Source organism: Patescibacteria group bacterium, assembly GCA_041659765.1.
Classification (GTDB): Bacteria; Patescibacteriota; Patescibacteriia; order UBA9934; family UBA9934; genus JAGORL01.
In genome coordinates this window covers 615,587-636,375 of sequence record JBAZXR010000001.1, presented here as the reverse complement: position 1 = coordinate 636,375, position 20,789 = coordinate 615,587, and the positions used below count along the sequence as shown (strand labels likewise).

Annotated in this window: 20 protein-coding genes, 1 pseudogene and 1 riboswitch; of the genes and pseudogenes, 16 read left to right on the top strand and 5 right to left on the bottom strand. The window is 48.2% G+C overall.

The window, feature by feature from the left end:
- Positions 1-14: 14 nt before the first annotated feature.
- The 4 genes from WC813_03455 to WC813_03440 are packed head-to-tail and all read left to right on the top strand — an operon-like array spanning position 15 to position 1,959.
- Entirely contained in the window at positions 15-743 is a 729-nt protein-coding gene (locus WC813_03455) for a hypothetical protein (protein ID MFA5947057.1), read from the top strand.
- Positions 725-1,342 carry a hypothetical protein gene (locus tag WC813_03450; protein ID MFA5947056.1) on the top strand — a complete coding sequence of 206 codons (618 nt, stop codon included), beginning with the start codon at positions 725-727 and terminating at the stop codon, positions 1,340-1,342. The genes WC813_03455 and WC813_03450 overlap by 19 nt, the downstream gene beginning before the upstream one ends.
- Before the next feature lie 18 nt (positions 1,343-1,360).
- Complete coding sequence (locus WC813_03445) at positions 1,361-1,678, top strand: hypothetical protein (protein MFA5947055.1); 318 nt, start codon at positions 1,361-1,363, stop codon at positions 1,676-1,678.
- Between the two features lie 2 nt (positions 1,679-1,680).
- Positions 1,681-1,959 (top strand): hypothetical protein, encoded by a 279-nt coding sequence (locus tag WC813_03440; protein ID MFA5947054.1) that lies wholly within the window; start codon positions 1,681-1,683, stop codon positions 1,957-1,959.
- Positions 1,960-1,984: 25 nt separating this feature from the next.
- Here the strand turns inward: WC813_03440 and WC813_03435 are convergent, their stop codons facing one another.
- Positions 1,985-2,524 (bottom strand): M48 family metallopeptidase, encoded by a 540-nt coding sequence (locus tag WC813_03435; protein ID MFA5947053.1) that lies wholly within the window; start codon positions 2,522-2,524, stop codon positions 1,985-1,987.
- Between the two features lie 109 nt (positions 2,525-2,633).
- Between WC813_03435 and WC813_03430 the strand changes: the two are divergent.
- Positions 2,634-2,736: pseudogene (locus tag WC813_03430) on the top strand.
- 55 nt (positions 2,737-2,791) lie between these two features.
- The gene (locus WC813_03425) at positions 2,792-4,339 is read left to right on the top strand and encodes an AAA family ATPase (protein ID MFA5947052.1); all 1,548 of its coding nucleotides are present in this window, start codon (positions 2,792-2,794) and stop codon (positions 4,337-4,339) included.
- 246 nt (positions 4,340-4,585) lie between these two features.
- Here the strand turns inward: WC813_03425 and WC813_03420 are convergent, their stop codons facing one another.
- Complete coding sequence (locus WC813_03420) at positions 4,586-4,795, bottom strand: DUF3892 domain-containing protein (GenBank protein ID MFA5947051.1); 210 nt, start codon at positions 4,793-4,795, stop codon at positions 4,586-4,588.
- A gap of 191 nt (positions 4,796-4,986) precedes the next feature.
- On the opposite strand from WC813_03420, the gene WC813_03415 reads away from it, so the two are divergent.
- The 8 genes from WC813_03415 to WC813_03380 all read left to right on the top strand — a co-directional run bounded on the left by WC813_03415 (position 4,987) and on the right by WC813_03380 (position 13,485).
- The gene (locus WC813_03415) at positions 4,987-7,554 is read left to right on the top strand and encodes a DEAD/DEAH box helicase family protein (GenBank protein MFA5947050.1); all 2,568 of its coding nucleotides are present in this window, start codon (positions 4,987-4,989) and stop codon (positions 7,552-7,554) included.
- 2 nt (positions 7,555-7,556) lie between these two features.
- Positions 7,557-9,980, top strand: a complete 2,424-nt coding sequence (locus tag WC813_03410; GenBank protein ID MFA5947049.1) for an N-6 DNA methylase — start codon at positions 7,557-7,559, stop codon at positions 9,978-9,980.
- A gap of 14 nt (positions 9,981-9,994) precedes the next feature.
- On the top strand, positions 9,995-10,732 hold the full coding sequence (locus WC813_03405; protein ID MFA5947048.1) for a hypothetical protein: 738 nt from the start codon (positions 9,995-9,997) through the stop codon (positions 10,730-10,732).
- Positions 10,729-11,445 carry a hypothetical protein gene (locus WC813_03400; GenBank protein ID MFA5947047.1) on the top strand — a complete coding sequence of 239 codons (717 nt, stop codon included), beginning with the start codon at positions 10,729-10,731 and terminating at the stop codon, positions 11,443-11,445. Before WC813_03405 ends, WC813_03400 begins: the two co-directional genes overlap by 4 nt.
- 102 nt (positions 11,446-11,547) lie before the next feature.
- Positions 11,548-11,874, top strand: a complete 327-nt coding sequence (locus WC813_03395) for an HNH endonuclease (GenBank protein MFA5947046.1) — start codon at positions 11,548-11,550, stop codon at positions 11,872-11,874.
- Between the two features lie 10 nt (positions 11,875-11,884).
- Entirely contained in the window at positions 11,885-12,199 is a 315-nt protein-coding gene (locus tag WC813_03390) for a hypothetical protein (GenBank protein ID MFA5947045.1), read from the top strand.
- A gap of 12 nt (positions 12,200-12,211) precedes the next feature.
- The gene (locus WC813_03385; protein MFA5947044.1) at positions 12,212-13,237 is read left to right on the top strand and encodes a DUF2779 domain-containing protein; all 1,026 of its coding nucleotides are present in this window, start codon (positions 12,212-12,214) and stop codon (positions 13,235-13,237) included.
- Positions 13,234-13,485, top strand: coding sequence for a DUF1653 domain-containing protein (locus tag WC813_03380; protein ID MFA5947043.1), 252 nt, complete (start codon positions 13,234-13,236; stop codon positions 13,483-13,485). Before WC813_03385 ends, WC813_03380 begins: the two co-directional genes overlap by 4 nt.
- Here WC813_03380 and metK read toward each other — a convergent pair.
- Positions 13,482-14,441: a methionine adenosyltransferase gene (gene metK, locus WC813_03375; protein ID MFA5947042.1), complete on the bottom strand. Its 960-nt coding sequence runs from the start codon at positions 14,439-14,441 to the stop codon at positions 13,482-13,484. The genes WC813_03380 and metK overlap by 4 nt on opposite strands.
- A gap of 28 nt (positions 14,442-14,469) precedes the next feature.
- Positions 14,470-14,566, bottom strand: a riboswitch (SAM riboswitch).
- Between the two features lie 79 nt (positions 14,567-14,645).
- Positions 14,646-15,293 (bottom strand): hypothetical protein, encoded by a 648-nt coding sequence (locus tag WC813_03370; protein MFA5947041.1) that lies wholly within the window; start codon positions 15,291-15,293, stop codon positions 14,646-14,648.
- Between the two features lie 117 nt (positions 15,294-15,410).
- Between WC813_03370 and WC813_03365 the strand changes: the two genes are divergently transcribed.
- Positions 15,411-18,947, top strand: coding sequence for a DNA polymerase III subunit alpha (locus WC813_03365; protein ID MFA5947040.1), 3,537 nt, complete (start codon positions 15,411-15,413; stop codon positions 18,945-18,947).
- A 19-nt stretch (positions 18,948-18,966) separates the two neighbouring features.
- Positions 18,967-20,187, top strand: a complete 1,221-nt coding sequence (locus WC813_03360) for a hypothetical protein (protein ID MFA5947039.1) — start codon at positions 18,967-18,969, stop codon at positions 20,185-20,187.
- Positions 20,188-20,247: 60 nt separating this feature from the next.
- Here the strand turns inward: WC813_03360 and WC813_03355 are convergent, their stop codons facing one another.
- Positions 20,248-20,679 (bottom strand): hypothetical protein, encoded by a 432-nt coding sequence (locus WC813_03355; protein ID MFA5947038.1) that lies wholly within the window; start codon positions 20,677-20,679, stop codon positions 20,248-20,250.
- Positions 20,680-20,789: the final 110 nt, after the last annotated feature.

Genomic DNA, 20,789 nt, shown 5'->3' with positions numbered 1-20,789 from the left:
TAACTCGTTGATTTATGAAGGATGAGATTCTCATTAACACCCAGCTGGCATTATTTCTAGATCGTTTAATAGATCGCCCGGAAGATCGTTATCAGCGTCTTAATGAAGCACTGGGTGGAATAATGGATGGGAATCTGATAGCGCTTCCTATCCCTATTGAGCTTAGCGATATCCCGGTGGTTCAGCTGAGTTCCAAAGATGGCATATACGGTTGCAATATTGCGCGAGGGCGAATTGATTTATTTGTGGCCGGGGAAGGGAGGCAGCCGTTTGAGGCTAAGATGAAGACAATCACCGAATTGTCCGAGAAATTGATTGCTTTTTGCGGAGCCGAATCTCTGCCGATCAAACGGGTTGGGTTCGTTTCTCGTTTTTTTATTCCGGAACAAAGTCAGGATAAAGTTATTGAGCAGGCAATTGTTCCGGGATTTAGAGATCTATTCGGCATTGAATCAGAATCCGCGTTTGTTGAAGTTTTTGTGAGGTATGTCAGGAGCGTTAAATTTGATGAGTTCGACTTTAATGTAAATAATTTCGTTACTTTGGAAAGGATGAGTGCGAGACTTTCGGGCGAACCCTCTGAGGTGGCGGGCATCCAGATCACCCGCGATTTTAACTCAAATCCGACGGAGAATTTGTCGTCCAAATTTTCTAATTTTTCAATAAGAAAGTTTATAGAGCAATCCAAAGAAAGTTTTAAGCTTAAAGAGATTGAAAAGACATTATGGCCAACTTTGGAATAGGCAGCGCGTACCCTCAGCGTGGTGTCGCATCCCAGGCTGGATCCGGCAACGTCCCTTCCTTGAACGATTTTCAAACTCTCCGAGCGGACCTTGTTGCCAAGATCGATGACTACGATAAGCGCGCGGATGAGAGGCAGATAAGGTCGATTGAAGCACTGGGAGTTTTTGTCGCACTTTTTACTTTTGTTTCAGTCAGTATTCAGATTTTTGGTCGAATCGCGGACGCCTGGAGTGCGGGTTTGTTTATTGTATTAATTTTTTGTGCGATGACGTTGTTTATTCTGGTGATGGATCTTGTTTTGATCAAGAAAATCGAAGGTTTGTCTGACGTAAGAATGATTTTGTTTTGTGTTTTAATTTTGTTGGGGATTGGATCAGTATGCTTATTGCGATTCGCGCCACTGAATCCTCCGCCGGAGTCGATCGAGTTTCAGCGTCTTTTGGATCAACGTATCGAGAGCCGACTCGAGGACTCGAACAATGAGTACATCTATACTAGGGATCAGGTCGATGTTATGTTAAAAAGGGAAATTCCTTTACAATGTCGTGATGCGTGTTTGGAGGTTACCCCGGATTTGCGGACAACGCCGATTAAGTAGTGGTATTATTTAGTTAATATGCTGGGAACCCAAGACATTCTATTCATAGTGCTTGCGTTTTGTGCATTGTGGTTTACTGCTTTTCTTTGCTGGCTTCTCTTCCAGGCTGCAGGACTACTCAAGCGCCTGCACGGACTTGTTGACGAAGTAAAAGTAAAACTCGACGACCTCGAAAACTCCATCATGGGCATGAAGCGGAAGTTTGACGGCAACGTCGCTCTCATCACCGGTATTGCTGACGGTGTCCGCCGAATCATGGAAGCACTCAAATCAAGAGACGGTTACACGGTGAAAGAAAAAAAGACGTATAAGGGGGAGGATGAGGATGTGATGTAACTATGAAGAACCTCGGGAATTTACTAATAAAGCATCGAGGTTTTCTTCTTGGCCTTTGTTTGGGCGCGTGGCTTATTGCAGTGCCCTCGGGGCTGCTCGTAAGAAAAATGCTTGTAGAAGGCAGCGCGATCTGTAAGGTTGCGTTATTCGCCGGCGACGTTCCTGCATACTGTTATCCGCACGAAGAATGGGTTGTCGCATGGCCGCTGTTGATCGGTTTTACCATCCCAACGCTCCTCGCCATCGCGCTGCAGTTCGTGAATGCAAAAAAGAAAAAGTAAAAATCCCCGCTGTAATGGCGGGGTTTTACTTTGCGTTCCTAATCGTCGCTCGGAGTCGTTTGTGGTCTGGAATAGTTTTCTCAACCAACCTCCAAAACTTCACCGAGTGATTCATCTGCGCCAGGTGGCAGAGTTCATGAACAACGATGTAATCAACCTGTTCCGCCGACAGTTGCACGATCCGATAATTAAAACTCAACGCCCCATTACTTGTACAACTGCCCCAGCGGGTTTTTTGATTGCGAATAGAAACTTTTTTGTAGGTGAGCTTGTAGACTGCATTGAAATATTCGAGCCTTGCATGCGCCAGCTCAAGCGCGCGTACTTTTAGGCGAGTGTAATCCGCCTTCGTACCCCCATGAAGCAAACTCTGCGGCCTGCTTTTGGCTTTGGCGACGTGTTCTTGGATCCAAGCGGACTTTTGCTCTACAAATTGGTTGATCATCCAGACGGGGACTCGTTTATGCGCCGTGACCGTACACTGCCCATCAGCCCCAATACGAATACGAATACGAACGCCTCGGGAGCGGGGGTGGCGTTTTAAGGTGAAGAGAGGGAGGGGCATAGGGAGAATGGTAGCAGGAAGTCATCCCGGAGCCCCCTTATGCGTTTCATAAGTTATCCCCGTTTCCGTCGCTCGACCTCAAGATTGATGCGTGTTAGCCTTGGTATATGGGCCCGAGTCCAGTGGCGGACAAGAGGCACTGACAGTGACGATATCCTCGATGTCAGCACTGCAATGCCCCGAAGTAGGTTCGATTCCTTCCGGGCCCTCCAAAAACCGTCACTTTGCGTGGCGGTTTTTAATAACGCGTAAGATCAAATGGAGTTTATGTTGAGCAAATTAAGTATCTCTGGGTATAAAAATATCAAGGCTTCATCATTTGAAATTACAAAATTAAAGAAGGTCAATTATTTAATTGGAAAAAACGGCGCAGGAAAAAGCTCGGTTCTCGAATTGATCATGATGGCTTTTAATTCCCAATATTACAATCGTAGTGACGCCAACATCGACGAGGCCTTTGGCGATCCTCTCGAAGTATTCCATCCAGACTTCAACTTCTCGTATTCATATGACGAGCCGGAAGGAATAGGCAATACAGTAAACGTGCATCTGGATCCCTCACTCATTAAAAATGGGAAAGCTGTTATGCAGAAGGCTGAAGGAGGGGCCACAACTCTCCCCCTAGGAGATATTGCCCGATATTTCGATTTCAGTGACACAAGACGAACGTTGCCCCACAAGGAGGGTCTCGCGATCAATCTTGATAAGTTGCCGAGTTTCATTTTAGAACGTGATCTAAGAGATTTCATTAATAGACATCGATACACCAACTCTCCCGTGACGAACGTAATGAGATCGGCAGCGGGCGTTGAATCAATTCAGTTACTTCTTGAAGATGGCTCTAGAATTAATCTCAAGGCATTGTCGTCTGGACAAATCCGCCTTATTTCGATTTATTTCAATTTGCAGAAATTGATCAATGATTTGGAGTCCTACAAAAGGAACGATAGACCGGAGGTCCCAAATTATTTTCACATCATCTGCATCGAGGAACCGGAAACATCTCTTCACCCTGAGTATCAAAAATTGGTTCCAAAAATCTTAAACGATTTATCATCAGTCAATAACGCAATGTTTTTCGTAACTACACATTCGCCATTTATTGTTTCGAAATCCGGAAGTTTTCCAAGAGATCAAAAGGTATATTTAATTGATGGCGGACAAACCGTAGACGAGCACGGTAATCCGGGGAAAGGCAACGACGGGTTCGATGATCAGAGCGTTAACTATATTGCTGCAAAGATGGTGGGGGCTGACGAGACGGATTTTGGCTACGTTGAAAATTATTGTCTTCTCGAGGAGGCTAGTCTTCAAAAATTGCTTGACGCATTAAAGAAGAAAGGGATCGTGAAGAATTGGGGGTTTATTTCAGCCGCAGGGGCAAATAATGTACCACTTTTTGCAGAACACATTCGAAGGTTCAACACCGAGCAGACACTCCTTAAGTGCAACCCATTTTACTACGATAAATACAGCATTATCATTGATAGCCCCACTGATCCTGAATACCAAAATACTCCCGAATACAAGAAGATGCAGAAGATGAACGTGGATATCGCGGCCAAACGTTTCGTTGTATTATCAAGGAAGCAGATTGAAGATTACTACGATAATGAAATGAAGAATGATTTCGATGCTGAACTTTCTGGATGCAGCGTAGATCACAGGATTAATTATCCTGAGGGAATAATTAAAGATAAATACGCCCATCTAGTTGCAAAACAGATTATTGATCATGCGGATCCACGATCGGAATTTAAAAGAATCTTTGACAACGAGTTAGACTTTTTACTCACAGGTGAGAAGACGCAGTAAGCGCAGATGTTTAAAGCCATAGGTTTACTGACTACGGCGGGCACCCGCAGCAGTCCCTTTATAGGGGAGGCGAAGACTTCAAAACCGCGAAGATGAAGAGAGAGCGTAAGCAAAACCCCGCCTGGCCGACGGGGTTTTGTGTGACTTTGGAAGGTGCTACCTTTCGAGCGCCATTTTCAGATTACAACTGCCTCATTTACTCCTTCCGAGCGGGCTCTATCTACTCGTGCAGCTTTTCCATTAACCTTAACGTTGGTTGACGTTGTCACGCTTGGAGCTGTCCGGATTGTCACGAACGTACTCCCGGCCATTGATTTTGACCACATGAGCTCCGTCGTGTGTTCCGGCCTTTACCTCTCGTACTGCCTGCACTCGGGGGACTTCACGGCGCGAACCGATTTTATACGTTTCGTTTCGACCGCCGGGTCCGTCCTGGTTCCCTTTGATGTCTGTCATAGGTGTGTGTACTGGGGTTAATATTAATTGACTTCGCGGGTTCGACCACCTCCCGATCCGCCATGCCTATACTCGCTGATAATAGGCTTCGGGGGAAGGGGATACTTTGCGCATAAGGCATGCACTCGTCGGCAAGCTGACTTTACTTGATGTGGCGGGGTTTTTAGACCGGTGATAGAATCTCCAGGACTATGGCAAATGCAAAAGAGGCTAAGGCTAGAATAAAGATTAACAAACTCCTCGAAGAATCAGGCTGGCGGTTTGAGGATGATAAGAAGAAGGGCAGGGCGAATATTCAGCTGGAGCCAGGCGTGAAATACGCTGATCTTGGCGATGATTTTGAGTATGAGGCTCATGGTTTTATAGATTTTCTTCTTTTAGATAAAGACGGTAGGCCATTAGTTGTGGTTGAGGCTAAAAAAGAGTCTGTTGATCCTTTGTCAGCAAAAGAACAGGCGAGGAATTATGCTCGGAATGTTGGAGCGAGATTTATCATTCTTTCAAATGGGAATATTCACTATTTTTGGGATACAAAGCAAGGAAATCCTGATACTATTTCTCGTTTTCCCACTCAGGATTCCATTACACAATATGAGAAATACACCCCGAATCCTGACGAACTAGCAAAAACGTTAGTTGATGGGAACTATGTAGTAGATACGCAGATGCCTGGATTTTTTAAGGATCCAGCATTTAAGGATGCGGAAACGCGAAGCGAATTTTTGAGAAATAATAATCTTAAACAGCTTCGTCCGTATCAAGTACAGGCAATCAAGGCGTTGCAAGAGTCAGCCAAGGAGGGAAAACAAAGATTCTTGTTTGAAATGGCGACGGGTACCGGCAAGACACTTATTTCTGCGGCGGTTATTAAGCTTTTCCTGAAATCTGGCAATGCTCGTCGTGTTTTATTCTTAGTGGACAGAATCGAGCTTGAGGACCAGGCGCAGAAGGCATTTTCTCAGTATCTTGGAAAGGATTTTAGAAGTGTTATCTATAAAGAGAGCCGTGATTCTTGGCAGAATGCGAGTGTAGTGGTTTCGACCATTCAATCTTTCATGGCAGGTGATCGGTATAAGAAAGAATTTTCACCCACAGATTTTGAGCTAGTGATTTCTGACGAAGCTCACCGTTCAATTGGTGGTAATAGTCGGGCAGTATTCGAATACTTTGTTGGCTATAAGCTCGGTTTAACCGCGACTCCGAAGGACTACTTAAAGGGCGTAGACGCTGAGGACGCGGATACTCAGCGTGAATATGAGCGACGTGTGCTTTTAAGCACGTACAAGACCTTCGGCTGCGAATCCGGCGAGCCTACATTTAGATATGATTTGTTGTCTGGTGTAAAAGATGGGTATTTGATTAATCCCGTGATAGTAGACGCAAGAACGGAAATCACGACTGAGTTGTTGTCGGAAAAAGGGTATAGCGTTCACACTGCAGCTGAAAGTGGAGAAACGGTCGACGAGACATATAGCGCAAAGCACTACGAGCGAAAGTTTTTCAACGAAGAAACGAATATTGCCATGTGTAAGGCATTTGTTGATAACGGCATCTTTGATCCAGTGGCAGAAAAATTGGGCGTTCAATTATTCGGCAAGTCCATTGTCTTTTGTGTCTCACAGAAACATGCAGCGCGAGTCACTAATATTCTCAATAGATTAGCGTTTGAAAAGTGGCCAAAACAATACGGAGAATCTGATTTTGCCATGCAGGTTACTTCTCAGGTGCAAGATGCACAACAAATGACCATTAATTTTGCGAATAACCGCCTCGGCGGTCATGCAAAGGAGCCGGAGGGATATGATACGGGCAAGACACGCGTTGTTGTTACTGTCGGCATGATGACCACGGGATACGACTGTCAGGATCTTCTCAACATTGGTCTAATGCGTCCGGTTTTTAGTCCGGCAGATTTTGTTCAGATAAAGGGACGTGGAACTAGAACATATTTGTTTGAACATAAGGATTATAAAGACAGTGATGTTATCGCGGTAGCTAAAGACAAGTTTAAGTTTTTCGATTTCTTTGCCACGTGCGAGTATTTTGAAAAAGAATTCAAGTACGACGAGAAGATCAAGCTTCCGGTAGTTAAGAAGGCAGAGGAGAAAAAGACCGCAACGGGTAAGGAATTAGCGCAGGGAGAATTTGTAGATGAGAATGGCAAGAAGATATTTAAGGGGATCGTGGATTTGGCCACTTCTGACGAGCTGGCCACTATTTCGGAGACTCCAGTCGGTGAGGAAGGCATGCGAATTGATCGTGAAGGTTTTAAGCGTGCTGTTGAGGAAGATGTGCTAGGCAATGAAACGCTTAAGAATCTCTGGAGTAATGGCGACACCGAAGGCGCCGAGGATTTTGCGAAAAAGCAGATTTTCGACAAGCCAAAATACTTCCTTAACCTTGATAAGATCCGTAAAATTTTCGGTGTTGATCGCCGGATCACCGTTCGAGAGTTTTTGCAGGTAGCATTTGGTGAAAAAGATACATTCGAGATGAAGGATGACGTTCTGGAGTCAGAGTGGCAGAAGTTCATGGATATTTATGAAGTAGACCAGGAACACTACCAACCAACCAAAAACTTCTTTAAGGCGTATATTGTGGACGAAGAGGTTCGCGACATTGTAAAGCAGAACAAGCCGGCCGAATTTAATGTTCGTGGTTCATTTGATTTCGATGACTATCAAAAACTTAACGGGTTCAAAACTACAGTTCCGCAATATGTCCGTGACTACGCTTATCAGCTAACCAATTTAGGATAAGTATGAATACCGAAACAAAACGCCACATTGATGCTGCTCGCCAGGTTTTGGTAGGCGTAGTGCCAAATCCAACATCTCAAATTGACCAGATCACCAACGCACTTATCTATAAGTTCATGGATGACATGGATCAGGCTGCTATTAAGGCTGGCGGAGATCCGTCCTTCTTCGTGGGTGAGCTCGAGCGTTACGCTTGGACGCGCCTCATGGATCAACGTATGGGCAACCAGGAGCGCATGAATCTCTATTCTGAAGCGCTTCTGAAGTTTTCTGAGGCGAAACAGCTACCAGAATTATTTCGTGGAATCTTTAAGTCCGCTTTTTTGCCATACAGATCGCCTGAAGTTCTCGGTTTGTTTTTGAATGAAATTAACTATTTTGATTATTCGCATTCCGAAGAACTTGGTAACGCATACGAATACCTTCTTTCGATCATGTCTAGCCAGGGTGATGCCGGCCAGTTTCGCACGCCGCGTCACATTATCGATTTCATTGTAGATGTAGTTAACCCAACCAAAGATGATAAGGTCCTCGATCCTGCCTGTGGAACGGGTGGATTTTTGGTGAGCTCGTATAGGCACATTTTAGAGCAACACGATGGTAAGGATGACCCAGAAAAGAAAGAGAAACCGCTTACTCCAGACGAGAAGCGCAAGCTGATGAATAATTTTGAGGGTTACGATATAGATCCTGGAATGGTTCGTATTGCCCAGGTAAATACATACCTCCACCAATTTAAGAATCCAAAGATTTTCCAGTATGACTCTCTTTCCAGCGACGAGCGTTGGAACGATAAGTTCGATGTGATCTTAGCTAACCCACCATTCATGTCTCCAAAAGGCGGGATTAAGCCGCATACTAAATTTGGAGTTCAATCTAACCGTGCGGAGGTGCTTTTCGTCGATTACATCATGAGCCACTTGCGACCAGGCGGCCGGGCGGGCGTGATTGTGCCAGAAGGGGTCATCTTTCAGTCGGGTAGCGCGTATAAACAACTAAGAAAGAATCTGGTAGAAGATGGTCTTTTTGCTGTCGTGAGTCTTCCCGGTGGTGTATTTAATCCATACGCCGGCGTCAAAACAAGCATCCTTTTCTTTGACGTGACTTTGGCCAAAACGCTCAATGAAATAGTATTTATTAAGATAGAAAACGATGGATTCGACCTCGGTGCTACTCGTAGACCCATCGGCAAGAACGATCTACCTGCATCCGTCAATATCTTGAGAGAATGGACCAAGGGAAAGAAAGCTCAAGATGCGCACGTTATTTATGTAGAAAAAACGGACATAGCGAAGAATGATGATTACAATCTCTCCGCGGATCGATATCGGGTCGCTATGGATCACTCGAACGTAAAATGGCCGATGGTAGAATTGGGCGAGGTTCTGGACTACGAGCAGCCCACTAAGTATTTGGTCGAATCCGTTGATTATAAAGATGAATATCTGACCCCCGTTCTCACTGCAGGGAAGACGTTTGTATTGGGCCACACCAACGAGACGACGGGTATTTTTCGTGAGGGGTTGCCAGTGATAATATTTGATGATTTTACAACCGCAACTAAATTTGTCGATTTTCCGTTCAAGGTGAAGTCTTCCGCAATGAAGATACTACACACAAAAAAAGAGTTGGCGAACATACGCTATGTCTATTACGTAATGCAGAATATCCCGTTTACTCCCGGTGAGCACAAGCGATACTGGATATCTCAATATTCTAAATTCAAGATTCCTCTTCCTTCCCTCGAATTTCAAGAGCAAATCGTGGCGGAGTTGAGCGGCTACGCAGGTATCATAGCTGGCGCGAAACAAATCGCTCAAAATTGGAAACCAAAAATTGACATCGGTTTAGAGTGGGAGAAGGTAAAAATCAGCGAAGTTTGTAAAATCGAAAGAGGGGCATCGCCGCGCCCGATAGATAAGTTTATAACAGAGAGCTCAGATGGATTTAATTGGGTAAAAATTGGGGATACAAAAAATGCTGATAAATATATTACTCATACGGCGGAGAGAGTGACAAAGGAGGGCGCAGAAAAATCTCGTAAAGTCGTTGTTGGTGATTTTGTACTTTCAAACTCAATGAGTTTTGGGCGTCCATATATAATGAAAATTGACGGATATATTCATGACGGTTGGTTGCGCTTAACCGAAGACGCTAAGAAGATCGGAAAAGATTTTCTGTACTACATTCTGAGTTCAGATATTGTGGTGGAACAATTCGAGAACGCCGCTACGGGTGGGGTAGTTAGAAATCTTAATTCCGAGATCGTTAGAAATGTAATAATCCCTCTTCCACCTCTTGTCATCCAAAAACAAATAGTGGAAAAAATCGAGGCTGAGCGTGTGCTCATGGAATCTGCCAAGAAACTGATTGAGATTTACGAGCAAAAAACTAAAGAAACGATCGCGAAGCTTTGGAGCGATTGACCCAAGCGGGTTTTATGAAGGCTGAGGATAAGATTAGAGAGGAATATGTGGTTTGGGCTCCTGTGTATTTAAAGTTGCAAAGAAATATTCTACGGTTTGTAAACCAGATCTGTGAGGAGTGTGAGGAGGCTGGAATCGATGTGGAGACAATCGGCGCTAGAAAGAATATAAAAGACATCGGTAAGATTTTAGAGAATTATAATGATGGGAATAAAAACTCTGGGAAGAAAAAGTATAAAAGTCTATTTTCTTTTAAAGACATAGCAGGGGTAAGGGTTACGTTGAATTGTGCAGACGATCTCTGGAAATTTGCTGACCGATTAGACAATGAATTGAAGGCATATCGCCTTGAGGGTAAGTGTGTAAAAACATCGAAAGATGAACATGGTGTATTCGACACTAAGACTCCAATGAGGAATCAACCTCCTTTAGGATTGACTAACAATAAAACTGACACTGCTACACTGGATAGACGATCAAGTCCGTTTTATGACGCAATCCATTTTACTGTAACCAAGACAATGAGATACGACCGAATCGCGCGTGATTTGCATTGTGAAATTCAACTTAGAACGGTTTTGGGTGATGCCTGGGCAGTGCAAGATAGGAAATATCTATATGGCAGAGACGAGAAAGGTGACTCCAAGGACCTGAGCGACGCAATTTCTTTGATTCATAGGGGGTGTGAAAAGGTGTGGCAACTTGTACAAAAGCAGGCTAGAGAGCAGGATGATAAAAAGAATGGTTTATGACCGCAAATCAAAAACAGTGGTTCGATAGAATGAAGACTGAAGCTAGGTCCATTCCGTTGGATAAAAAAAGAGGGATTATGGAGGTTGAGGTATTTTTTGATAATGAGCTTAGCCTTCAAAAGAGAGATATCCTCACTTGGGCAAAGGATTCTACAATTAAGACGTTTGGTTGGCCGATTGCTGTATTTTTGGATCGTAGTGAGTTTAAGCCGCAACCTGATCGTGATGGTCACGTTGCTCGGGTATTCGACAAAAGCCGAGGAAGTTTAGATTTTTGGGCTTGGAACGCGATCGGGGCTTTCTATTTATACAAAACAATCTTTGAAGATGAGCGTAAAGAGAACGCGGTATTTTTCGATACGCGTATCATTCGAGTGACGGAAACATTGATGTATCTCCGTAATTTTTTTCGCTTAGCAAAGATCGCCGGCGACACCACCGTATCTATCACCGTTCGTCACCATCAACTTCAAGGGAGACGGCTGATGTCGGCAAATTCTTCACGAATGCTTTTTTGGGAATACTTATGCGTTAGAGAGAAAACGAGTGAGACGGTTTTAACTACGAATATTGATAAATTGAATAATGATGAAGAGATCTTCCTTTTGGCGAGGAATGTCACAGATGAACTTTTCCGTTTATTCAACTTCGAACTCTCTGAGGCAGTTTTTCGGGACATCGCTACGAATTATCTGAATGGAAAGGTTGTATAGTTGGTCATGTCTATGCTCTCCAAATCTCACTTCACCTCCTTCCTCCGCTGCTCCTCGAGCTTTCGATTGTAAGATGGTGCTTCGTAGCCCCCGCTATTATTTATGTCCAACACCTACGGTATCTCAGCTAGTGACGAGGCGGAGATTCGCGCAAGAGACAGTGCGTGTGTTTATTGTCGCAAGGTGATGGGTGGTGGCATCGGCACGAAGGATCACTACAAAGATAGAGCTACTATTGAGCACTTTCATAATGACGGCCCTTTTAATGAGAAGTTTTATGCCGCTATTTGCTGTGGAAGTTGTAACTCGAGTAGAGGAGCGAAGGATCTGTCAGTTTGGTTCAAGACGGCTTATTGTATTGAGAGAAACATAAGCGAAGAAACAGTAGCAGAGCCGGTTAAAGAATATCTCCGATCGTTGAGTAACTGATCGATAGCCTATGATCTCGAAGTCTAACTTCAACCAATTTCTTCGTTGCTCGTGCGAACTTTGGCTCTTCAAGCAACGCCCCGATCTTGCGCCGGCGTTCGACGCCGATACATTGAGAGCTTTCACAACCGGCAACGAGGTGGATGCGTGGGCGATGAAGTTATACCCAAAGGGCGTGAACGTGATGGGCTTTGGGAAGGCTGGGGCGGGGAATACGGAGAAGGCTATCGCTGACGGTGCGAAGGTTTTACTCCAGCCAACGTTTATGGCCGGGGAGATCACGTGTCGCGCGGATATCCTGAAAAAGAATAGCGATGATTCTTGAGATCTGCTAGAGGTGAAAAGCACTACCCAGGTGAAGCCGGAGCATTTGATGGATATGGCGTTCCAGCGCGTATGTCTAGAAGATGCGGGGCTGAAGATTAGAAAAACCGTCCACGTCCACATCGACAACCAGTATGTGAAGCAGGGTGCAATCGACCCAGAGAAATTGTTCGCGCGGACGGACGTGACGCATGAGGTCGAAGAATTGTTGCCGTTGTGCAGGAAGGAAATCCCTCGTGCGCTGGCGGTTTTGGGATGGGGGACTGAGCCGAACCTCGACATTATTAAAAATTGTACTGATCCGGCCAAATGCGAATTCCGGGCGTGTATCTTGCAGGCTATCGAAGGCGAGGTCGAAGAACCCATTGTGTCTTCGGGGAAACCTGGGCTGACCGTGAACAAGGAGGCTATTCGTGAAGAGCTGGACGCGCTCGAGTATCCCCTCTATTTCCTCGACTACGAAACCTACGGACCCGCTATTCCGCCGTTTGACGGATATCGACCGTATCAGCAATGCCCGTTTCAATACTCGATTCATATTCTCACGTCGCCGGACGCGGGACTCGAGCACGTCGAATTTTTGATGGACGAGTTCGCAGACCCGGCCGCGACTCTCGTCGAATCCCTGCGGGGACATGTTGGTGACACAGGGGGTGTGATCGTTTGGCATATGTCCTTTGAAGCTGCACGCAACGCCGAGCTCGCCCGCATGGTGCCGAAGTATGACGCGTTCATGTCGTCTTTGAATGAGCGAATGTTTGATTTGAAGACTATCGTGAGTAAGGGCTATTACGACGACTCCCGTTTTGGTGGCAGCGCATCACTCAAAAAAGTGCTCCCCGTCATGTGTCCCGAGCTCTCCTACGACGCCCTGACGATTCATGAAGGCGGCACGGCCTCTGCTAGCTGGCCCGTTCTGACTGATCCCGGGGCGGCTCCCGAAACAAAATCTCAGCTACGCAAAGACATGCTCGCCTATTGCGAACTGGACACGCTGGCGATGGTTGAGATCTACAAGAAATTTCTCGCTGCACTATGAGAGGAGACCCCGTCCCACCCCTCCCACCCGACGCCCCCAAGGCGGGGGAGACGTATCGCCATTACAAAGGCGACCTGTATCGGATTATCTTGCTCGCCGAGCACTCGAATGACGCCGAGTGGATGGTGGTGTACGAACCTCTGTACGAAAACCCCGACGCGCCATTTTTTACGCGACCATTGCGAGAATGGGGAGAGATGGTTGAGTTGAAAGGGGAGTCGGTGCGGAGATTCACGAGAGAGGACTAGCGGAGATCCTTCGGCAAGAAACTAATTCCGGCGAGTAATGGGGTGATGTCTTCTTGGTTTTCGTTTTGTGCCCAAAGCATGACGGGTTCGGCTTTGCCAATTGCGTAGGCCACGGAAATCAAACACTCGTGCGCCTTTCCAGATTTAACAATGTCGAGGGCGACTTCGCGGGCTTTGCGGGCGGCTGATCTGTCGACCTTGGTCATGTCTTTGCCGGCTGTAGCACCACCGCCGTGGGCGACGATTCCGCCATAGGAGTCGACGGCCAACTTTCGACCAGTGAGTCCGGTGTCTGCAGCAAATCCGCCAATGACAAACTTGCCCGTGGGGTTTGTGAGGATTTCCATTCCTAGTGCGCGATATTCTTCGGGGATGACGGCGTAGATGACTTTTTCGATGAGGGTTTTTCTGATCTCATCCTGAGAGACGGCTTCGTCATGCTGTGTGCTGATTAAAACGACCGTCGCTTTGCCGTTTTGCATCGTAATCTGCGCCTTACCGTCGGGTTTCAACCAAGCAACCTCGCCGGATTTTCTGAGTTCCGTCAGTTTGTCGGTTAATTGTCGAACGTACACCAGGCCGCGGGGGAGGAACTCTGGCGTTTCGTCCGTGGCAAAGCCGTACATAATTCCTTGGTCACCTGCGCCGCCGGTGTCTACGCCTTGGGCGATGTCCGGGGACTGCTCGGTGATATGGACGAGGACTTTGAGATCATCCGTGTAACCAATATCTCTGTAGACCTTGAGCGCGATCGCTGAATAATCGACCTTCGCCTTCGTCGTAATCTCACCGCCAAGAACTAAGAGTCCATGACTGCCGAATGTTTCAATCGCGACACGACTATTTGGGTCTTGCTTTACACACGCGTCGAGAATTGCATCGGAAATCTGATCGCAGACTTTGTCCGGATGACCAACTGTGACGGATTCGACGGTATAGATTAGGGGAGTGAGCATAAAAAAACGCCATGACGGCGTCGGATAATAATTATCTTTCCCGTTAGGGCTGGAGTTAGCACCTTACTTGCGTAGGCTGCTGCCGTGTCATTGGGCCAGGACCCTCGACGGACTCTTGATACGTATTCAATTTTGGAACAACCGTATTGTAATTGATGTCCCAAAAAAAGAAAAGCCGTCCGTAGTGACGGACGGCGATGGGGCTTACCGCGAAACCAGCGGTTGAATGACCTCTCGCCACTTTGACCAGTTGGGGAGGCGATATTCCGGCGGGTGCGTAGCAAACTTTTTCACACACACGGGTGAATCTTCAAAGAGCACATGGACCCAAGGCGGCGGGTAGCCGTCCAGCGTGCCAGCGTGCGGCTTGTCATCAATCAGCACTTGGCCGAGTACGGCCGCTTTCTCGCTTGTGATGATGACACGGGACTCCCAGGCGCGTCCCAGATGGCGCCGGACGCTTTCCAGCTTTTCCGAGGCGCAAGTTTGATGACCGGCCCATGGCCAGGTGACAATCCGCACCTCGTAGCCCAGCTCTTCCATGTCTGCCAGCGCCTCTTTCCCTCCGGGGATCCACGGGAGATCGCGGTGGAAGTGCGGTTGCTCAATAACGCGGTAGAGTTCCGCATTCAGGTGGGCTCCGCAGACGTCCCGTACGCTTGTAAACAGATCGTGATGCGTCCAGGCTTCCGCGTCGAGGAGTCTCCTCAACTCTGGGTGATCGGTCGCTTGGCGGAGGGCTTCACCTCGCCAATCTACGAGTACATCGTCCATATCCACCAGGATTTCCGGGCGGCGTTTTCCATCATTAGCAAGGTTTTTGAGTCCAATCATGATTCCTCCCGGCGGCATAGTAGTGGAACTCTGCTTATGCCAGGTCAAACTCCTGTGGATAACCTGGGGAAGCATTGAATGTATTGGGGATTTACGCATTGCCCTTCTACCCTCTACCTTCTACCATTCAGCCACATGGAATCGAAGGACTTCGTCTATCTCCACAATCATTCGCACTATTCACTGCTTGAGGCGCTGCCAAAGCCAAAAGCGGTGGTTAAGCGTGCTAAAGAACTCGGCATGACGGCCGTGGCGCTGACGGATAATGCGAACCTTTACGGGGCGGTCGAGTTTTTCAAGGCGTGTAAGGATGCGGAGATGAAGCCGATCCTTGGGGTCGACATGTATATCGCGCAACACCGCATGACTGATCGACGGGCTCGGCTAGATGATCGACCGTACCGGCTTGTTCTTTTAATTGAGAACGAAGAAGGCTACAGAAATATTTGTAAGATCGTGACGGCGGGGTTCCTTGAAGGTTTCTACTACAAGCCGCGTGTCGATAAAGAATATCTGCGAGCGCACTCGAAGGGACTTATCGCACTCTCTGGCGCGGTCGCCGGCGAGATTCCTAATGCGGCGAGTAATGGAGATCTCGAAAAAGCTAAAACATTGATTGCTGAGTATCAGGATATTTTTGGTAAAGAAAACTTTTTCTTGGAGATGATTCATCATCCGGACATGCCAAGACAGGTTGAAGTGAATGAGGCGTTTCGAAAGCTCTCCATCGAGACTGGCGCGCCACTCGTTGCCACTCGAAATACCTTCTATTTGGACACGGAAGATCGCGAAGGTTACGAAGCTCAGCTTTGTATTCAGCGCGGCCGAACGCTCGAGGAGTACAGACGGACCAGCACGGACGAGGTTGATCTCTCTTTTGGCGAGCCGGCCGAGATCATGCACGCGTTCGCTGACACTCCAGAAGCGTTCGAGAATACTCGAAAGATTGCGGACAGAATCAACTTCCAGATGGAACTCGGCAAGAACTTTTTGCCAAATTATCCTTTGCCACCAGGCAAAACAGACGCGGAAGAGTTGCGCGAGCTGTGTCTGAAGGGCCTCGAGTTTCGCTATGGCAACCCGATCTCGCCGGCCGTGATGGAGCGGTTCGAGTTTGAGTACTCGACTATCGTGAAGATGGGCTTCCCGTCATACTTCTTAATCGTGCAAGATTACATTGTGTGGGCTAAAGATCACGGCGTGCTCGTGGGTCCTGGTCGTGGCTCGGCCGCTGGTTCCATCATCGCTTACGCGCTGAAGATTACGGACATCGACCCACTTGCCTACGGCCTGCTCTTCGAGCGTTTCTTGAACCCTGATCGTATTAGTTTGCCAGATATTGATACGGACTTTGCTGATACTGGTCGCGGCAAGGTGCTTGAGTATGTGACGGCCAAGTATGGCGCTGACCACGTGGCTGGCATTATTACTTTCGGAACACTTATGCCGCGCGCTGCCATTCGCGATGCGTCGCGTGTTCTTGGCCTTTCGTTCCAGGAAGGAGATCAAATCGCGAAAGTCGTTCCGCCGCCCGTGCAGGGCAAACATACACCGCTCAAGGTGGCCATTGTCGAGGCGCCGGACATGAAGATGATGTATGAGGGCAATCCCATGGCCCGCCGGGTGATTGATCTCGCCATGAAACTTGAAGGTAACCCTCGTCATGCGTCTCAGCACGCCTGCGGAATTGTGATCGGCGATCGTCCGCTCGTCGAGCGAGCGCCGCTGCAGGCTGGTCAGCACGAAGACATGGCCCTCATCACGCAGTATTCGTTGAACTCGTCTGAAGCAGCGGGCCTGGTGAAGATGGACTTCCTTGGGTTGTCGAACTTAACGGTGATTGAGGACGCGATGGCGATCATTAAAGCTGTCACCGGCGACGTGATTGATATTGACACCATCAACTTAAAAGATCCGAAAGTTTTTGCTCTTCTTGGTCGCGCTGAAACTACTGGCGTCTTTCAGTTGGAATCCGACGGCATGAAGCGTTACATCAAGGAACTTCAGCCGAGTGCCTTCGAGGACATCATCGCTATGGTGTCCCTGTACCGCCCGGGACCGATGCAGTTTATTGAAAGCTACATTCGTCGAAAGCACGGACTCGAAAAGGTTATCTACGAGCATCCTTTAATGGAAAACGCGTTTAAGGAAACGTACGGTATTCCTGTTTACCAGGAGCAGGTTATGCAGGTGTCGAAGGACCTCGCTGGTTTCACTGGGGGAGAAGCTGACAGTTTGCGTAAAGCCATGGGCAAGAAGATTGCTGAACTCATGGCCAAGATGAAAGTGAAATTTGTAGAAGGCGCCATGAAGAATGGCGTTAAGGAGCAGGTAGCTGTGAAGATTTTCCAAAAGCTGGAGGACTTTGCCGCTTACGGGTTTAACAAATCGCACGCGGCCTGTTATGCCATGATTGCGTATCGCACCGCGTACCTGAAGGCGTATTACCCGGCCTGCTTCATGGCGGCGCTCATGAACTCGGACGCGGGGAATATCGACCGCATCACCATTGAGGTGGACGAGTGTACCCGCATGGGCATGAAGGTGTTGCCGCCGGACGTGAACGAATCATTCGCGGGTTTTGCGGTGGTGAAGGGGACTACGAACATTCGCTGGGGACTCATGGCTATTAAGAACGTGGGCACGGAGGTTGCTGAACTGATTGTGAAGGAGCGTAAGAAGGGCGGACCGTTTCTTGATCTTCCGGACTTCTTGGCTCGAGTCAATTCACGTGCGTTTAACAAGAAAACGCTCGAGGCTTTGCTTAAGACCGGCGCGTTCGATAAGTTCGGCGACCGAATCACGCTCGTGACCAACCTCGACAGCCTCGTCATGTACAACAAGCAGGTGAACGAAGAGCGCGAACGGAACCAGTCGTCATTGTTCGAGCTGACGCCGGAGATGAACTCGAAGAAACTCATTCTTCGCCCAGCTGATCCGATTCCTAAGAGCGCCATGCTGGCCTGGGAAAAAGAATTGCTCGGTTTGTATGTGTCGAGTCACCCGGCTGGACTATTCTTCGACCAATTCTCGCGGTTCGTCGTGCCGACTAAAAAGATCAACGAGCTTACGGACAAGACCATGGTGAAAGTTTGTGGTGTTATTGCTGCGGTGAAGCAGATCTACACTAAAGCGAAGAACGAACCCATGGCCTTTGTGCGAATCGAAGACCCAAGTGGGGGAGTGGAGTGCGTGGTTTTCCCAAAGACTTACGTTGTTGTTCGCGAAAAGCTGAATCCTGACGCCTTCGTGGTCATCACCGGCAAAGTATCTGTCCGCAAGCGCGAAGATTCAGAGATCGAAGAGCATTCGATCCTCGTCGACGGCGTCATCTCCTTTACCGAGGCTGAAATTCCCGAAATCGCCGGCATGCTTGGCCAGGGCGGATTTGATGCGGAGCGTGTCGCACCAAAGAAGGTTGAATTCTCCCCGACGACCAACACCCAGCAACCTACAACCTTCACCATCAAGGTGCCGGATCGACCATCCAATGAAATGATCATGAAGCTACGCGACATCTTCCGAGCTTCACCTGGCACGGTTCGTGTACATCTCGAGGTCATGAGCGCTGGCGAGCCCAAGAAAATCGCGACAGAATACTGTGTCGCTGCCACTCGAGAGGTCGCCCGCAAAGTCGGTGAAATAGTTGGGGAAGAAAACGTCAAATACTAGTGCTATAATTGCACTATCTATGTCTGCCTCTTCTTTGAAACGTCCGCCAGCTCCGCCACCGCCACCATCCACCAGATATGGTGGGGCCAAGTTTGTCAGTGCCGGAAAAAAACCGCTCTCCCGGTCACTTCGTCTCTATCAGAGAATTGCGGTGGTTTTCGTGGCCCTGACCTTTGCCTTGCTTTTGGCCGTACTTTATTTGTCGGTCTCCCGCGCTACGATCAAGATCGTCGCCAATCCAAAACTTATCACTGTGAATGCGGTGGCTGATGTAGTGGCTAATCCAACCGCGGACGGTCAGATCGCTGGTGCCGTGAAAGAGAAGACTTTTACTAGCTCAAAGACCTTTACTTTGCCAAGCGAAGGCTCCCAGGCCGTTGAAGCTAAGGCTGGCGGCACGGTGACTATCACGAACGCTGGTACTTCTGCGCAGGCACTGGTAGCTACCACGCGTTTACTCTCTGATACGGGCGTACTTTTCAGGATCGATAAGGCCGTTAATGTGCCAGCTAATGGTAAAGTTGAGGCCATAGTTCATGCTGATCTGCCCGGCAAGGGCGGGGAGATTGATCCAGCTAAGTTTACAGTTCCTGGCTTGAACGCTAACGCCCAGAAGCTGATCACGGGTGCGAGCTCGAATCCCATGGTCGGCGGCGTAGTCTATGTTCGCTCACTGACTGAAAAGGATATTACGGATGCTGTCGCCGCTCTATCGGACGACTTGCTGAAGCAGGCCGAGGCAGAGTTCGCACAGGGTCTTGACCTAGCGCTCAATGGCATCTCTTTGAAGTCGAGCGTGGTTGATCAGAAAACGGATGTCCCTGTTGGTACGCAGACTGGATCGTTTACTTTGACGCTGTCACTCGATGTAACCGGCGTTTACTATCAGGGTGACCTCGTTAAGACCTACGCGCAGAACTTGTTCCAGAAGCGTATTTCAGAAGGTTACGAGGCGACTAAGGTTAACGTGGACGGTATGCAAGTGAAGGTTGAAGCAGCTGACGCAAAAACCGGCGAGGCCAGAATCTCGATTTACTTGGACGGCACTGCTCGTCTCTCGCTCGAATCTTCCGCTTTGAGTAAGGACCGCTTCGTCGGCCGTTCGCCAAATGAAGTCCTCACGCTTCTCCGCTCCAACGACGGCGTACGGGAGGTCACGGTTTCCTTCACCCCATTCTGGCTGAAGCGCGTGCCAACGCTTAAGGATCATATTAAGATTGAAATAGTAGATCCTAAGTAATTAAAAAAACCGCCCCGAGAGACTGACCCTGCGGGGTCGGTTTTTCGTTGGCGGTGTTGGCTAGGCGACGTCTACCCACTTCAGTAGGTCCATTTGGTGGAGATTGAGCGCGAACGAACAACCGAGTTGGGGAGAATCCTTCCCCGTGACCTCGACCTCAATGCGCTCGAGCCTCTGAAGAAGATCTCGTCCGAGCTTGCGGCCGGGCAGCAGCCAGCCTCGGAAGGATACGTGCTCGAGTGCAACCCAACGGGAGAGACCAGTCTTCCGTACATCGTCAGAGACTCCCGTGTGGATGCCGGCTTCGATTTTGACCCGCCGGAATGAGTCGTCGGAGCAGTTGGGGAAGTAGAGCTCGATAGCCACTCCGATGTCTTCGCTGCATTCTTTCGGTAACATTCCACTGAGGGGAACTCCGAGGTTGATTCCGAGTAGCTGGTTCAGCTGACGGGTGGTCTCGATCAGGACTGACGGGATGGTGAACGCTGCCATTTTGCACCTCTTGGTGAATGGGCGGCAGACCCGTGAACTCCGAGCTATTGCTAGGAGGTGTCGAAACGAGTTGCGGAATGCGTCTCGTCGTGACCAGAAAGGTTATCATA

Excerpts from the sequence above, each read along its gene's own strand:
- WC813_03365 (MFA5947040.1), top strand. The coding sequence starts at position 15,411 with ATGGAATCGAAGGACTTCGTCTATCTCCACAATCATTCGCACTATTCA.
- WC813_03450 (MFA5947056.1), top strand. The coding sequence starts at position 725 with ATGGCCAACTTTGGAATAGGCAGCGCGTACCCTCAGCGTGGTGTCGCA.
- WC813_03380 (MFA5947043.1), top strand. The coding sequence starts at position 13,234 with ATGAGAGGAGACCCCGTCCCACCCCTCCCACCCGACGCCCCCAAGGCG.
- WC813_03360 (MFA5947039.1), top strand. The coding sequence starts at position 18,967 with ATGTCTGCCTCTTCTTTGAAACGTCCGCCAGCTCCGCCACCGCCACCA.
- WC813_03420 (MFA5947051.1), bottom strand. The coding sequence starts at position 4,795 with ATGACAGACATCAAAGGGAACCAGGACGGACCCGGCGGTCGAAACGAA.
- WC813_03370 (MFA5947041.1), bottom strand. The coding sequence starts at position 15,293 with ATGCCGCCGGGAGGAATCATGATTGGACTCAAAAACCTTGCTAATGAT.
- WC813_03415 (MFA5947050.1), top strand. The coding sequence starts at position 4,987 with ATGGCAAATGCAAAAGAGGCTAAGGCTAGAATAAAGATTAACAAACTC.
- WC813_03390 (MFA5947045.1), top strand. The coding sequence starts at position 11,885 with ATGATCTCGAAGTCTAACTTCAACCAATTTCTTCGTTGCTCGTGCGAA.
- WC813_03400 (MFA5947047.1), top strand. The coding sequence starts at position 10,729 with ATGACCGCAAATCAAAAACAGTGGTTCGATAGAATGAAGACTGAAGCT.
- WC813_03440 (MFA5947054.1), top strand. The coding sequence starts at position 1,681 with ATGAAGAACCTCGGGAATTTACTAATAAAGCATCGAGGTTTTCTTCTT.
- WC813_03425 (MFA5947052.1), top strand. The coding sequence starts at position 2,792 with ATGTTGAGCAAATTAAGTATCTCTGGGTATAAAAATATCAAGGCTTCA.
- WC813_03405 (MFA5947048.1), top strand. The coding sequence starts at position 9,995 with ATGAAGGCTGAGGATAAGATTAGAGAGGAATATGTGGTTTGGGCTCCT.
- WC813_03355 (MFA5947038.1), bottom strand. The coding sequence starts at position 20,679 with ATGGCAGCGTTCACCATCCCGTCAGTCCTGATCGAGACCACCCGTCAG.
- WC813_03395 (MFA5947046.1), top strand. The coding sequence starts at position 11,548 with ATGTCCAACACCTACGGTATCTCAGCTAGTGACGAGGCGGAGATTCGC.
- WC813_03410 (MFA5947049.1), top strand. The coding sequence starts at position 7,557 with ATGAATACCGAAACAAAACGCCACATTGATGCTGCTCGCCAGGTTTTG.
- metK (MFA5947042.1), bottom strand. The coding sequence starts at position 14,441 with ATGCTCACTCCCCTAATCTATACCGTCGAATCCGTCACAGTTGGTCAT.
- WC813_03435 (MFA5947053.1), bottom strand. The coding sequence starts at position 2,524 with ATGCCCCTCCCTCTCTTCACCTTAAAACGCCACCCCCGCTCCCGAGGC.
- WC813_03455 (MFA5947057.1), top strand. The coding sequence starts at position 15 with ATGAAGGATGAGATTCTCATTAACACCCAGCTGGCATTATTTCTAGAT.
- WC813_03445 (MFA5947055.1), top strand. The coding sequence starts at position 1,361 with ATGCTGGGAACCCAAGACATTCTATTCATAGTGCTTGCGTTTTGTGCA.